This window comes from Sphingopyxis sp. P8 (genome assembly GCF_020622175.1).
In the GTDB taxonomy this organism is placed as follows: Bacteria; Pseudomonadota; Alphaproteobacteria; order Sphingomonadales; family Sphingomonadaceae; genus Sphingopyxis; species Sphingopyxis jiangsuensis.
Window position 1 is genome coordinate 21,530 of record NZ_JACNMK010000001.1, and the last position, 13,463, is coordinate 34,992.

At 63.2% G+C, this 13,463-nt stretch carries 12 protein-coding genes and 1 pseudogene; 2 read left to right on the forward strand and 11 right to left on the reverse strand.

Features of this window, described 5'->3' with window-relative positions; translation table 11 throughout:
- The first annotated feature begins 6 nt into the window (after positions 1 to 6).
- Positions 7 to 1,251, forward strand: a complete 1,245-nt coding sequence (locus tag H7692_RS00100) for a M24 family metallopeptidase (protein ID WP_201927171.1) — start codon at positions 7 to 9, stop codon at positions 1,249 to 1,251.
- Here the strand turns inward: H7692_RS00100 and H7692_RS00105 are convergent.
- From H7692_RS00105 to H7692_RS00115, 3 genes are read right to left on the reverse strand one after another with little or no spacing between them, the layout of a single operon-like run.
- Positions 1,182 to 2,096 carry a DUF817 domain-containing protein gene (locus tag H7692_RS00105; RefSeq protein WP_227339544.1) on the reverse strand — a complete coding sequence of 305 codons (915 nt, stop codon included), beginning with the start codon at positions 2,094 to 2,096 and terminating at the stop codon, positions 1,182 to 1,184. The genes H7692_RS00100 and H7692_RS00105 overlap by 70 nt on opposite strands.
- Positions 2,089 to 2,787 carry a DUF2185 domain-containing protein gene (locus tag H7692_RS00110; protein WP_227339545.1) on the reverse strand — a complete coding sequence of 233 codons (699 nt, stop codon included), beginning with the start codon at positions 2,785 to 2,787 and terminating at the stop codon, positions 2,089 to 2,091. The genes H7692_RS00105 and H7692_RS00110 overlap by 8 nt, the downstream gene beginning before the upstream one ends.
- Positions 2,788 to 2,794: 7 nt before the next feature.
- On the reverse strand, positions 2,795 to 3,973 hold the full coding sequence (locus H7692_RS00115; RefSeq protein WP_222136329.1) for a vWA domain-containing protein: 1,179 nt from the start codon (positions 3,971 to 3,973) through the stop codon (positions 2,795 to 2,797).
- A gap of 168 nt (positions 3,974 to 4,141) precedes the next feature.
- Between H7692_RS00115 and H7692_RS00120 the strand changes: the two genes are divergently transcribed.
- A complete protein-coding gene (locus H7692_RS00120; protein ID WP_227339547.1) occupies positions 4,142 to 5,539 on the forward strand; it encodes a methyl-accepting chemotaxis protein in 1,398 nt (465 codons plus the stop codon).
- Here H7692_RS00120 and H7692_RS00125 read toward each other — a convergent pair.
- From H7692_RS00125 to H7692_RS00160, 8 genes and pseudogenes are all read right to left on the reverse strand, one after another.
- The gene (locus H7692_RS00125; RefSeq protein WP_201924801.1) at positions 5,536 to 5,955 is read right to left on the reverse strand and encodes a GFA family protein; all 420 of its coding nucleotides are present in this window, start codon (positions 5,953 to 5,955) and stop codon (positions 5,536 to 5,538) included. The two genes, H7692_RS00120 and H7692_RS00125, sit on opposite strands and share 4 nt — an antisense overlap.
- Before the next feature lie 4 nt (positions 5,956 to 5,959).
- The gene (locus H7692_RS00130; protein ID WP_201924802.1) at positions 5,960 to 6,805 is read right to left on the reverse strand and encodes an AAA family ATPase; all 846 of its coding nucleotides are present in this window, start codon (positions 6,803 to 6,805) and stop codon (positions 5,960 to 5,962) included.
- A 110-nt stretch (positions 6,806 to 6,915) separates the two neighbouring features.
- Complete coding sequence (locus H7692_RS00135) at positions 6,916 to 7,587, reverse strand: DUF6975 family protein (RefSeq protein WP_201924803.1); 672 nt, start codon at positions 7,585 to 7,587, stop codon at positions 6,916 to 6,918.
- A 267-nt stretch (positions 7,588 to 7,854) separates the two neighbouring features.
- The gene (locus H7692_RS00140) at positions 7,855 to 8,151 is read right to left on the reverse strand and encodes a PspC domain-containing protein (protein WP_201924804.1); all 297 of its coding nucleotides are present in this window, start codon (positions 8,149 to 8,151) and stop codon (positions 7,855 to 7,857) included.
- Between the two features lie 327 nt (positions 8,152 to 8,478).
- Positions 8,479 to 10,491: an RNA polymerase sigma factor RpoD gene (gene rpoD, locus H7692_RS00145; RefSeq protein ID WP_201924805.1), complete on the reverse strand. Its 2,013-nt coding sequence runs from the start codon at positions 10,489 to 10,491 to the stop codon at positions 8,479 to 8,481.
- 23 nt (positions 10,492 to 10,514) lie between these two features.
- On the reverse strand, positions 10,515 to 12,410 hold the full coding sequence (gene dnaG / locus H7692_RS00150; RefSeq protein ID WP_222136411.1) for a DNA primase: 1,896 nt from the start codon (positions 12,408 to 12,410) through the stop codon (positions 10,515 to 10,517).
- A pseudogene (locus H7692_RS00155) lies at positions 12,407 to 12,795 on the reverse strand (endonuclease domain-containing protein). The gene dnaG and the pseudogene H7692_RS00155 overlap by 4 nt, the downstream one beginning before the upstream one ends.
- Positions 12,796 to 12,903: 108 nt before the next feature.
- Positions 12,904 to 13,359 (reverse strand): GatB/YqeY domain-containing protein, encoded by a 456-nt coding sequence (locus tag H7692_RS00160; RefSeq protein WP_201924806.1) that lies wholly within the window; start codon positions 13,357 to 13,359, stop codon positions 12,904 to 12,906.
- Between the last annotated feature and the right edge of the window lie 104 nt (positions 13,360 to 13,463).

The window sequence follows — 13,463 nt, forward strand, 5'->3', positions numbered from 1 at the left end:
GCGATGATGCGGCGACGAAAGTTTCTTGGCACCGCAGCGGTCGGCGCCTTTGCGGTGGGCCTGCCTCCGTCGGTTCTCGCCGCCGACGCGGCCGACCTTGCCAACCTTGCGGCAAAGGCGGCTCCCATCGGCAAGGCCGAACGCATGACGCGCATCGCCAAGGCAAAGGCGTTGATGGCCGCGAATGATATCGGCGCGCTTTTGATCGAGCCGGGATCGAGCCTCATCTACTTCACCGGTGTGCAGTGGTGGCGGAGCGAGCGGCTGACCGCTGCCATTCTCACGCGTGAGGGCGAGGTTGCGGTCGTCACGCCCTTTTTCGAGGAACCGTCGGTGCGCGAAAGCCTCGGCATAGAGGCCGAGATTTTGACGTGGAACGAGGATGAAAATCCACTTGCAAAGGTCGCGGCATGGCTCGGCAAACGCGGCCTTGCGCAGGGGCGGATCGGCGTTGAGGAAACGGTGCGTTATTTCGCGGTCGATGCGCTCGAAAAGGCGATGCCGCAAGCGCCGGTCGTGAACGGCGCGCCGGTCGTGCGCGGGTGCCGAATGATCAAATCGCCCGCCGAACTCGCGCTAATGCAGGTCGCGAACGACATCACCATCGCCGCCTATCGCCACACGGCGCCGCGTATCGAGGAAGGGATGACTCCCGCCGACATCGGCATGATTATGCGTGCGGCGACGGTCGCGATGGGCGCGCGCAGCGAGTTCGAGCTGATCCTGCTCGGCGAGGCGAGCGCCTATCCGCACGGCAGCGGCAAGCCGCAGCGCGTCGCAAAGGGCGAGGTCGTGTTGATGGACTGCGGCGCGTCAGTGCATGGCTATCAGTCCGACATCTCGCGCAGCTTTGTCTTTGGCGAGGCGACGGCGCGCCAGCGCAAGGTGTGGGAGCAGATGCGTCAGGGGCAGGAGGTTGCCTTCGCCGCAGCCCAGGTCGGCGCACCCGCGGGATCGGTCGACGACGCGGTGCGTGCCTATTACGAAAGCCTTGGCTGGGGGCCGGGATACAAGCTGCCCGGAACCTCGCACCGTACCGGGCACGGCATTGGCCTCGACGGGCACGAGCCGGTGAACCTCGTGCGCGGCGAGACGACCCCGCTCGCGCCCGGCATGTGCTTTTCGAACGAGCCCGGGATCTATATTCCCGGCGAATTCGGCATCCGGCTGGAGGATTGCTTCTATATGGCCGCCGACGGCCCGCGCTGGTTTTCCGAACCGCCTCCCTCGATCGACGCGCCCTTCGGCTGAGCGAGCCCGCTCGGGCGCTGGACGATGCTGACGAGCACGAAGGAGATGATCATCAGCAGATACCAGCTCCCGAGCTTTTCGATCCCGACCATTTCCCATCCGTTCGCCTGGTTCGGATAGCTCCACGCGCGGGCGAAGGTGCCGATATTCTCGGCAAACCAGATGAAGAGCGCGACAAGGCCCCAGCCGACGAGCAACGGCATGCGCCGGTGGACGTGGAGCGGCCGGAACCACACCTGGCAGCGCCAGAAGAGGAGGGCGGTGGCCGCAAAGAGGAACCAGCGAATGTCGTAGGTCCAATGGTGCGCGAAGAAATTGATATAGATCGCGGCGGCGAGTGCGAAGCTCGTCCAGAGCGGGGGATAGCCGGTGTAGCGAAAGTCGAAGATGCGCCAGACGCGCGCGATATAGCTGCCGACCGCCGCATACATGAAGCCCGAGAAGAGCGGCACCGCGCCGATATGGAAAAGGCTCGGCTCGGGATATTGCCACGATCCCGCCGCAGTCTTGAACAACTCCATCACCGTGCCGACGACGTGGAAGATCAGGATAACCAGCGCTTCCTTCGGCGTCTCCAGCCGGAACGCCAGCATGCCGAGCTGGATCAGCACCGCGCCGATGGTGATCGCGTCATAACGGTGGACCGGCGCATCGTCGGGCCAGAACAGATGCGTGCCGAGCAAAAGCGCGAGCATCAGGGCGCCGAACAGGCACGCCCAGCCCTGTTTGAAGCCGAAGACGAGAAATTCGAGGAACCAGCCGCGCGGCCCCGGCGCGACCGCCATCGCCTCGAGCCGTGAGCGAACCGCGTGGAAGCGCGAATGACGCCTGTCGGGATCAGTCATCACCGACGTCGGGCATCGCCGTGGGATGGAAAGCGCCAGTGTCCCGGTCGCGCAGAAAGGCGCTGCCGACCGGCGCATCGATCAGGTGCAGCCAGCTGTCGTCGCCGTTCAGCACCTTGCCGAGCGCGATGTAGCTGAAGCTCGGATTGTCATACTCGGCGTCGGTCAGACCGCGTGTGTCGCACCGAAAGCGCCAGCCGCTGTCGGGGTATTTGTCGCCTTCGCGCGGTGGATCGGGCTCCTCACGATATAGAAACTCCACCTTGAGCCGGCCATCGAGAATTTGGTCATCGACGAAGCAGCGGTCCCAATATTCCCGCCGTTCGGGCGCGGTCGGGGGAGGGGCGGCGCGATCCTCGCTCCAGTCGATGTCGATGATATGTGCACGGTCGAACGTCACAGCATCACCGGCCTTGAGCTGGGGCATGTCGAGTGGATCGTTGTCGAGCGTACCGGTCAGTCGTGCTCCCTCTGCCGCCGTCACGATGACCCACATGCGTTCGGCGTCCCATTCGCCGCTATCGGGAATCGACCGGAAAATCAGTTTGACGAGGTCGCCGGGCGATACCGCCAACAGCTCATTTTCTGAGGGTAGATAGAAGGTATAGGGTGCCTTGGCGGCGGTCGGCCGCGGGTCTTCTATCGCATATCGTCCGAACCAGCCGCGCAGCCTGTCCCTGAACCTACCCACGCCGCGCTCAATGCTTGCGCGTCAATTCGCGCATGGCATCGTCCAGCCCGGCGAGGCTGAGCGGATACATGCGGTCGTTCATCAGTTGTTTGATCAGCTTCACCGACTGGGTATAGCCCCAATGCGCCTGGGGCACCGGGTTCAGCCACACCGCGGCGGGATAGACTTTGGTGATCCGGCCCAGCCAGACCGCGCCCGATTCCTCGTTGAAATGTTCGACGCTGCCGCCCGGATGGGTGATTTCATAGGCGCTCATCGACGCATCGCCGACAAAGATCACCTTATAATCATGGCCATATTTGTGGAGGATGTCCCACATCTGGTGGCGTTCGGACCAGCGGCGCTTGTTGTCCTTCCACACGCCTTCATACGGGCAATTGTGGAAATAGAAGAATTCGAGATTCTTGAATTCGGTGGTCGCGGCGCTGAACAATTCCTCGCACAGCTTGATGAACGGGTCCATCGAGCCGCCAACGTCGAGGAAAAGGAGCAGCTTGACCGCGTTGCGGCGCTCGGGGCGCATCTGGATGTCGAGCCAGCCCTGCCGCGCGGTGCCGTCGATCGTACCCGGAATGTCGAGTTCGTCGGCCGCGCCCTCACGCGCGAATTTGCGCAGGCGGCGCAGCGCGATCTTGATGTTGCGGGTGCCGAGTTCCTTGGTGTTGTCGAGGTTCTGGAACTCGCGCTTCTCCCAGACCTTCAGCGCGCGCTTGTGCTTGCTTTCGCCGCCGATCCGCACGCCTTCGGGGTTATAGCCTGAGTTGCCATAGGGACTCGTCCCGCCGGTGCCGATCCACTTGTTGCCGCCCTGGTGGCGCTTCTGCTGTTCCTCGAGACGCTTTTTCAGCGTCTCCATGATCTCGTCCCAGTCGCCGAGCGATTTGATCGCCTCCATCTCCTCGGGCGTCAGATATTTTTCGGCGACCGCCTTCAGCCACTCCTCGGGTACATCGACCGGATTCTGGCCATAGTCGGTAAGAATCCCCTTGAAGACCTTGTTGAACACCTGATCGAACCGGTCGAGCAGGCCCTCGTCCTTCACATAGATGGCGCGCGACAGATAATAGAATTGCTCGGGGCTGCGGTCGATCACCTCGCGGTCGAGCGCCTCAAGCAACATCAGATGCTCTTTGAGGCTGGCAGGGATCCCCGCAGCGCGCAGTTCGTCGAGAAAGCCGAGAAGCATGGCCTAGGGGTAGCCCGTCGAGATTGCCCGCGCAATCACTTTACGTTTACGGAAAGTGGATAGGTAAGGCCCGCGGGCGTGCGGCATCGCGCCAGACTCCACCCGTTGACGCCGCATTAACCAATGTTCGGCATAGCTGCGCGATGGCACAGGGACGTGGGTAAGCCGATGAAATTCGAACCGATCAACGCCAATACGGCGGTTCTCGACCAGTCCGTCGCAAGCGATTGCGGCGAGCTTGCTGTCGGGTGCAGTGATGCGGCGGGCCGCATCAAGCTTGCGACCGATCAGATGGAACGGCAGATTTCCGAGCTTGGGCGGCTCGAAGAATTTGTCGTCAGCCTTGAGGCGGATCAGCGCCAGATCGCCGATTCGACCGACGAAGCCAAGCTTCTGTCGGCGCGCGCTTGCGAACAGCTCGACGCCGGGGCCGAGCGCGTCAACAGCGCCGTCACCGAATTCCGCTCGGTCATCGACCTTGTCGCGCGCCTCGGAACGCATGTCACCAATTTCGCTGCCGTGATGGAGCAGGTGCAGCAGGTCAGCCAGTCAATCGAGCAGATTGCCAAGACGACCAACATGCTTGCGCTCAACGCCGCAATCGAGGCCGAGCGTGCGGGCGACGCGGGCCGGACCTTTGCGGTCGTTGCCGCTGAAGTGAAGAAACTTGCGCAGAATACGCGCGGCGCGACCGACGAAATCCGCCGCAGCATCGGCAGCCTCGCAACAGAGGCGAGCGGGCTCGTTGCGGAAATTCAGTCGGGGGTCGAACAGTCGAGCCGCGCCGAGGCGCAGTTCGAGACGATTACCGACGCGCTGCACGATGCGACGCACCTTGTTGCCCTGCTCGACGACCAGAGCGACCGCATCGCGCAGTCGAGCGCGATGGTACACGCCAATGGCGCCAAGGTGCGCGAGGCGATGGACAGCGTCGTTGCCTCGGTGCGTGATAACAGCGCCACGCTCGCCGGCACGCGCGATTCGATCCTGTCGATGGAATATGTATCGAACAGGATGTTCAACGCCGTGATCTCTGCGGGCGTCTCGCCGCAGGATTCGGCTATCGTCCAGCTCGCCTCGCGTGTGCGCGACCGTTTCGTGGCGATTGCCGAAGATGCCGTGGCGCAGGGCGCGCTGACGATGGAGCAACTGTTCGACACCAACTATGTCCGCGTGCCGAACTCGAACCCCGAACGGTTTCGGACCAGCCTGTGCGATTGGGCCGATGCGCATTGGCGACCGCTGTTCGACGAGATCGTCCGCGAGCATCCCGAAGTGTTGATGTCGTCCGCCGGCGACATGAACGGATTTCTGCCGACTCATATCACCGATTGCTCGCGCGCGCCGACGGGCGATATCGAGCATGACACCCAGCATTGCCGCAACGGGCGTATCCTGTTCGATGCGACCGATGCCGCGGCAAAGCGCAGCACGGCACCCTTTTTCATGGCGGTTTATCGTCAGGAGGGCGACGGGACGAACTTTATCACCGTCCGCAATGTCTATATGCCCGCGACGATCAACGGCCGTCGCTGGGGCGACGTCGAGGTTGCGTACCAGCTCTAACGCGGTGCCCCCGGCGGGGGCGGTTGCGCCGGATATTGCTCCATCGCCGGATCGATCGTCGCTCCAGCAGGGGCATCGTCGGTCCAGATCGCGATCGTCGGTTTAAGCCCATGATCGTCGAGGAGGCCAAGCCGGACCGCGCGCATGTGCGGCCCCGCCGAGGACGCAGCAAAAAGCTGAGTCCCGCAAGCCGGGCAAAAGGACCAGGCGAGTTCGCGGCCGCTCGCCGCCATGCGGCGGTTCGACGCGATCTCGCCGGTCACTTCGATGTCGGCGGTCAGGAAGATGGCGTTGTGCGTCGGCCCGCCGGCGGCAAGCTTCTGGCACTGCGCGCACCAGCATTGCCGCACGACCAGCGGTTCGCCGTCGATGCGAATGGCAACTGCCCCGCAGGCGCAGTGGCCGCTATAGGCCATTGTGTCAGCCGCCCTGCCGCCGTGCCATGAACGCGAGCTTTTCGAACAGCATCACGTCCTGTTCGTTCTTGAGCAGCGCCCCGTGCAGCGGCGGAATCGCCTTGCCGACATCGCGGTTTTGCAGAACCTCCAGCGGCATGTCCTCGGCCAGCAGCAGCTTCAGCCAGTCGATGAGTTCGCTCGTCGAAGGCTTTTTCTTGAGCCCCGGAACGTCGCGCACTTCATAGAAAATATCCATGGCGCGACTGACCAGCGTTTTCTGGATGCCGGGGAAGTGAACCTCGACAATCTCGGCCATCGTGTCGCGGTCCGGAAATTTGATATAGTGAAAGAAACAGCGACGCAGGAAGGCGTCGGGCAGTTCCTTTTCGTTGTTCGAGGTGATGACGACGATCGGTCTTTCCTTCGCGGTAATCGTCTCATCGGTCTCGTACACATGGAAGGCCATGCGATCGAGTTCCTGGAGCAGATCGTTCGGAAACTCGATGTCGGCCTTGTCGATCTCGTCGATCAGCAGGACGGGGAGCTCGGGGCTGGTGAAGGCCTCCCACAGCTTGCCTTTTTTGATATAGTTGCGGATGTCGTGGACGCGCTCTTCGCCGAGCTGGCCATCGCGCAGGCGCGCAACGGCATCATATTCGTAAAGACCCTGCTGTGCCTTTGTAGTCGATTTGATGTTCCAGGTGATGAGCGGCGCATCGAACGCCTTGGCAACCTCTTCGGCCAGCACCGTTTTGCCGGTTCCGGGCTCGCCCTTCACGAGGAGGGGGCGGCGAAGCATCGTCGCCGCGTTGACCGCGACCTTCAGGTCCTCGGTGGCGATATAGGCGCTGGTGCCTTCGAAGCGCATGGGCGGAATGCCTTTCCCTTAACGTGAACGTCAACCGGGGATGGCATAGCTGCGCGCGCTTGGCGGCGCAACCTCACATGCTTTGCAGATTTGGGCGCGCGGGCGCGGGGTCAGGGATGCGCGCGGCTGGCGGCGCGGGCCGAAAGCAGATCCCACAGCCCGCTGTGCTGGGCAATCAACTGCTGTGCGCCGAACATCATCGCGCGTTCGGCTGCGGGAGTTCCGCCGATGGCACCGGCGAGCCGCGCCGTGTCGCGGAGGTCGGGCAGCGTGCACCGCGGAACGGCCATTTCGAGCTTCTGCGCGCTGATGTCGAGCAGCACGCGGACCGTGCGCCAGTCAAGCGTCAGCGCGATGGCGGCACCGAGAGCGCATCCGTGGCGATCCGATTCCGCAAGCATTTCGATGGCCTTGCGCTGCGCGGCAACGGCGGCTTCGCATTGCGCCTGACCTTGCGTGCTTGGCACCGGGCCGGCCGCGGCGGCAATTTTCGAGAGGAAGGCGCGCTCGAGCGCGAAGGCGTTGGCGGCTTCGTCCATCCAGCGGCGCGAGGCGGCGTCGACCGCCTTGCGCGCGGCATTGTCGATGACGCCCGGATAGCGGCCGTGCAAAAGGCACAGGAAATGGACGGCATCGGCCAGGTTGCGCATCGCGTCGGGGCCGGTCGACAGCGCTCCGGCCTTGATGTGGGGATGCGCGCCCGCGCCTTCGCTGGCGACGAGCGAATCAAGCAGTTCGGCGACGCCGCGTGCCGGTTGCTTCGGCTGGATCGATGGGCTCAATGCGAAATCCTTGGCCTGGGGCGACGAGCTTCAGCCGCGCCGATGAACTGTTGCCGTCAGCCATAAAGCAACGTCGTAAACGTCGCGTTTATGGGCGGCTGTGCTTTTCGTCAGATTCTGTTCCGACGCGGGACAGCAGACATTTCGGAGCGGACGAAATGACCCGGCAGGCCGGGGAGCCTACCGGGTCTGGTCGCTTTGGCGGGGGGCGCCATCGAGGCGGGGACGGGCGGACCAGGGGAGAGGGGATAGGCCGCCCGCGCCCTCTCAAGCAGCGAGTGCGAGTTCCTCGGCCTTGTCGGCGGTCGGCGCGGTGCCCCCGACTTCGGAGAGCACCGGCTGTTCGGCGGCGCCCGCCTTGGCAGGGAAGAGCAGGCGCGAAGCGAGCACGATCGCGCCGAGGCCGAAATAGGCCGCAAAGGTCTGCACCGGAAAGAAGAAGAGCGGCGCAATGAACGCCAGACGCAGCCACAGGGGATTAAAGCCGAAATCCTGGCCCACGGCCTCGCAAATACCGAAAAAGGTGTCGCGACGGCGGAAGAGGTTGGTGGTTTCCTGTACCATTTTTGTCTTTCCTATTCTCGTAGCGGGCACCGCCCCGCGTTCGTGCCCAATGCTTCGCAAAGGGCGTGCCAATTTTTCTGAACGGCTGAATTCCCGGCCTTCTGGCGGATCGGACAGCGCTTCCGCTGGTCACCGATAGGGAAAATATCCCAATGGTCGGGAAGTGACGCCATCAGATCGTTGTTATTGTCATGGCTCAAACTCGAGGAAAGGTGGGGGAGAGCGCCGCCGTTCCGACGGACGCGCCCGACATAATGCGTCGGCCAACCGAAATGGGCGCCCGGTTAGACCGGACGCCCAAAAAATTCGACGAATGTCGCCCGAAGGTTACTGGTCGAGAAAGCTACGCATTTTGCGACTGCGCGACGGGTGCTTGAGTTTCCGCAGCGCCTTCGCCTCGATCTGGCGGATACGTTCGCGCGTCACGCTGAACTGCTGCCCGACTTCTTCGAGCGTATGGTCAGTGTTCATCCCGATACCGAAGCGCATGCGCAGAACGCGCTCCTCGCGCGGGGTCAGCGAGGCGAGGACGCGCGTAACCGTCTCTTTCAGGTTCGACTGCACGGCGGCGTCGACCGGAATGACGGCGTTCTTGTCCTCGATGAAGTCGCCGAGGTGGCTGTCTTCCTCGTCACCGATCGGCGTTTCGAGGCTGATCGGCTCCTTGGCGATCTTCATCACCTTGCGGACCTTTTCGAGCGGCATCGACAGACGCTCGGCCATTTCCTCTGGGGTAGGCTCGCGGCCGCTTTCGTGGAGGAACTGGCGGCTGCAACGCACGAGCTTGTTGATCGTCTCGATCATATGGACCGGGATACGGATCGTGCGCGCCTGGTCGGCGATCGAGCGGGTGATCGCCTGCCGGATCCACCAGGTCGCATAGGTGCTGAACTTGTAGCCGCGGCGATACTCGAATTTGTCGACCGCCTTCATCAGGCCGATATTGCCTTCCTGGATGAGGTCGAGGAACTGCAGCCCGCGGTTGGTATATTTCTTGGCGATCGAGATCACGAGGCGCAGATTCGCCTCGACCATTTCCTTCTTGGCGATGCGCGCCTCGCGTTCGCCCTTCTGGACCATGTTCACGACGCGGCGGAATTCGACGAGGCTCATGCCCGCGGCCTGTGCAATCTCGGAGATTTCGACGCGGATGCGGTCGACCGCGCCTGCTTCATTCTCGGCGAAGGCGGCCCATTTCTTGTCGATGCCGCCGACTTCGTCGAGCCAGTTTTCCTCGAGCTCGCGTCCGATATAATTGTCGAGGAAGGCCTTGCGCGGCACCTTGTGGCGTTCGGCAAGCCGCAGCATCTGGCCTCCGAGCGCGGTCAAGCGGCGGTTGTAACTATAGAGCTGGTCGACCAGATATTCGATCTTGGTGCCGTGGAACTGGACGCTTTCGACCTGAGCGGTCAGCTCTTCGCGCAGCTTGTGATATTTCTTCTCTGACGCGGCAGGGAATTCCTCGCCGCCCGACAAGGCCTCGAGCCGCGCGTCCTGCAGCTTCGAAAATGCCTTGAAGCTCTTGGTAATCGCGGCGAATTTCTCTAGAGCGTCGGGTTTGAGCAATTCTTCCATCGCGGCGAGGCTCAGCGTATTGTCTTCGTCATCGTCGTCGAAGCGCTCGCGCTTGCCCGACGTGCCTTCGCCATCTTCATCCTCGCCGTCGGCCGAGGGCTCCTCCTCGACCTCATCCTCGTCCTTGAACGAGACGCCGGCGGTCTTTTCGCTGATCTCGCCGTCGTCCTCGGCGCCCTCTTCCTCAAGATTCTCGGGCGCGGGATCTTTCGACAGCATCGCTTCGAGATCGACGATCTCGCGCAGCTGCATGTCGCCATTGTTGAGCGCGTTCGACCATTCGATGATCGCGTTGAAGGTCAGCGGGCTTTCGCACAGCCCCAGGATCATCGTGTCGCGGCCCGCCTCGATGCGCTTGGCGATCGCGATCTCGCCCTCGCGGCTCAGCAGCTCGACCGCCCCCATTTCGCGCAGGTACATGCGAACGGGATCGTCGGTGCGATCGACCGTTTCCTTCTTCTTTTCGATAGCGGGATTCGAAACCGACCCGGTGCCTGCACTGACATCGACTTCGTCGTCGGGCTCGGCGTCGGTTTCTTCCTGCACATCCTCATCGCTTTCGACGATGTTGATGCCCATGTCGGAGATCGCCGACATGATGTCCTCGATCTGTTCCGACGACATTTCGTCCTGCGGCAGCGCCGCATTCAGCTCGTCATAGGTGAGGTAGCCGCGCTTCTTGCCGCGCGCGATCAGCTTTTTGACATCGGCTTCGTTGAGGTCGATCAGCGGAGCGTCAGTGTCGGCTTCGTTCTTGGTGGCCATTCTGTTTCCTTGCCTTGGGGCAATTAATTCATAGTCGAGCCGTGGCTGCTGTCGGACAGCGCGGCCAAACGGCGGGTCAAATCCTCATCCAAAGCGCGCAGCTTTTGCTGCCGCGCCAGGCCTTCGTCGTCCATCGTGCGCTGGAAATCCGCTGTCGCCTCGGCCAGCCGGGCACGGATTTCAGGCTGCGTCACCAGCACGCCGATATATTCGTCAAGGTCGCGAAGCGCGGATTCGCGCGCCGCCGCGGCCCCTTCGCCCTCTTCAAGTCGTCGATTGAACGAGAAGTGCATTCCATCGGCTCTGAGCAATGTCATCGCCCTATTATACACCTTCATGGGCTCCAATATGGCAAGCAACCCCTCGCAATCAAGCCCTTCCTCGGCATTTGCGATGTCAAGCATCGCGGCGAGCAATTCTGCGTCGCCAGGGTCGGGGATTGCGAGCCGCACCAGAGCCTCCTCGTTACGGCGGATCGCCTGCGGATGGCGCAACAAGCCCCCGATCAGCGCCGCGGCATAGGGTGCGGCGATTCCTGCCTGCCCGATCGAACGCGTTTCGTCGGCCGGAGGTTGCAACCGTGGGTCGGGGGCGAAGCGCCGGCCGCCGCCGCGCGCGCCCTGCGGCGCCCAGGGGACGCGCGGCCCGCGGTCGGGGCGTCGACGCGCGAAGAGCGCATCGAGCTTTTCGCGAAACGCCTCGCGATAATGGTGGCGCACATCGGTATCCTCGATCGCGTCGGCGTGAGCAAGCAGGCGCGATTTGAGCGCGGCGCGCTCCTCGGGCGTCGCGAGCGGTCCGGCGGCGACCTCGTGCGCCCATAGTCGCTCGACGAGCGGCTGCGCGCTCTCGAGGATCGCCTCGAACGCGTCGGCGCCCTTGGCGCGTACCAGATCGTCGGGGTCCTGCCCGGCGGGAAGCGTCGCGAAGGCAAGGCTGAAACCGGGGCGCAGCAGCGGCAGCGCACGCGTCGCGGCGCGCATCGCCGCCTTTTGACCCGCCGCATCGCCGTCGAAGCAGAGGAGCGGCACGGGCACCATCCGCCAAAGCAGCCCCAGCTGATTTTCGGTGAGCGCGGTGCCGAGGGGCGCGACGGCGTCGTCGATCCCCGCTTCGGCAAGCGCGACCACGTCCATATAGCCCTCGACGACGATGATGCGGTTCGTCCGGCGGGTGACGGGGCTTGCCTTGTCGAGGTTGAAGAGCGTGCGCCCCTTGTCGAACAGCGGCGTGTCGGGCGAGTTCAGATATTTGGGCTCGCCGTCACCGAGGATGCGGCCGCCAAAGGCGATCACGCGCCCGCGCGCGTCGCAGATCGGGATCATCAGGCGGCCGCGAAAGCGGTCGTAAGGCTCTTTGTCATCGACCGCGATCAGCATCCCCGCCTCGACAAGCATCGCGGTCGGAAATTTCTTGAGCGCCTCTTTCAGCGCGCTGCGGCTATCGGGGGCAAGGCCGAAGCCAAACGCCTTGCGCGTCGCCTCCGAAATGCCGCGTCGCGCCAGATAATCGCGCGCCGGGGCGCCGTTGCTGCTCTCGAGCTGCTGCGCGAACCAGTCGGCGGCGGCCTGCACGACATCGCGCAGGCTCGCTTGAGCCTCGGCCTTTTTCGCGGCGCGCGGGTCGGGAGCGGGGACGTCCATCCCGGCCTCGGCGGCAAGCTCCTTTACCGCGTCCATGAAACCGAGCCCCCGCTGCTCGGTCATCCAGCGAATCGCATCGCCATGCGCGCCGCAGCCGAAGCAGTGATAGAAGCCCTTTTCGTCGTTGATCGTGAAGCTGGGCGTCTTCTCGTTATGGAAGGGGCAGCACGCCTTATACTCGCGACCGGCGCGCGTGATCTTCACCGTGCGGCCGATGAGGGTCGACAAGGTGATGCGCGCGCGCAATTCGTCCAGCCATTGGGGGGTGAGGGTCACGGTACTCCCCTCCCGCTTGCGGGAGGAGTCGGGGGAGGGCATGTGGCTAGCACGCGCTCGATCTCGCGCACGACCCCATCGATCCGTTCTAGCACATCATTGTTCCAGAACCGGATCACTCGATATCCCCGTGCTTGCAAATAGGAGTGCGCGCTTTGTCGCTGGCTACATCAAGCGCGTGCTGGCCGCCATCGACTTCAATCACAAGTTTGGCGCTGCGCGATACGAAGTCGCAGATGAACGGGCCGATCGGGAATTGGCGATTGAAGCGGACACCCCGGACTTTACGGGCGCTTAACTGTGCCCATAGCTTCCGTTCGGCGTCGGTCGCGTTGAGTCTCAACTCGCGGGAATTTGCGGTCGCTCGTTTGTAGCCCTTGTCCAAACAGGCCCTCCCCCGACCCCTCCCGCAAGCGGGAGGGGAGAAATATGCGCTCGCGGCCCAGCCAATCCCTCTCCTGCGGGCGGGGGGCTAGGGCAGGGCATGTCCCCTTTAGGCGGAAAGCGCCCCCTTCACCCACCCACTCGCCTTGCTCATGTCGAGTTCGCTGCCGTGGCGTTCCTTGACCGTCGCCATCACGCGGCCCATGTCCTTGAGGCCGCTTGCGCCCAGTTCGGCGATGATGGCGCGGATCGCAGCGGTCGCTTCTTCTTCGCTCAGTTGTGCGGGCAGGAATTCCTCGATCACGACAACTTCCGCCGCCTCGATGTCGGCGAGTTCCTGGCGGCCGCCCTGTTCGTACATCGCAATCGATTCGCGGCGTTGCTTGACCATTTTCTGAAGGACGTCGGTGACGAGCACATCGTCGTCTGCGGGTGCGGTACCGGTGCGAAGCTCGATGTCGCGGTCCTTGATCTTGGCCAGCATCAGGCGGATGGTGCCGAGCCGCGCCTTGTCGCCGGCCTTCATTGCGGCGACCTGCGCAGCCTTAAGAGCATCACGAATCATTGCGTGTCCCCAGCTTTTCTCATTTCGGAAAGGAGCACCTTTAGCGGCAAGATTCCAAATCCGATAGCTTGTGAATCACTTTTTTGCCGCCTAATTGGTCGGCC

What these genes read in the sequence shown, in the direction of transcription:
- H7692_RS00100 (WP_201927171.1), top strand. Translation starts at nt 7, where the DNA reads ATGCGGCGACGAAAGTTTCTTGGCACCGCAGCGGTCGGCGCCTTTGCG.
- H7692_RS00105 (WP_227339544.1), bottom strand. Translation starts at nt 2,096, where the DNA reads ATGACTGATCCCGACAGGCGTCATTCGCGCTTCCACGCGGTTCGCTCA.
- H7692_RS00115 (WP_222136329.1), bottom strand. Translation starts at nt 3,973, where the DNA reads ATGCTTCTCGGCTTTCTCGACGAACTGCGCGCTGCGGGGATCCCTGCC.
- H7692_RS00120 (WP_227339547.1), top strand. Translation starts at nt 4,142, where the DNA reads ATGAAATTCGAACCGATCAACGCCAATACGGCGGTTCTCGACCAGTCC.
- H7692_RS00125 (WP_201924801.1), bottom strand. Translation starts at nt 5,955, where the DNA reads ATGGCCTATAGCGGCCACTGCGCCTGCGGGGCAGTTGCCATTCGCATC.
- H7692_RS00130 (WP_201924802.1), bottom strand. Translation starts at nt 6,805, where the DNA reads ATGCGCTTCGAAGGCACCAGCGCCTATATCGCCACCGAGGACCTGAAG.
- H7692_RS00140 (WP_201924804.1), bottom strand. Translation starts at nt 8,151, where the DNA reads ATGGTACAGGAAACCACCAACCTCTTCCGCCGTCGCGACACCTTTTTC.
- rpoD (WP_201924805.1), bottom strand. Translation starts at nt 10,491, where the DNA reads ATGGCCACCAAGAACGAAGCCGACACTGACGCTCCGCTGATCGACCTC.
- H7692_RS00160 (WP_201924806.1), bottom strand. Translation starts at nt 13,359, where the DNA reads ATGATTCGTGATGCTCTTAAGGCTGCGCAGGTCGCCGCAATGAAGGCC.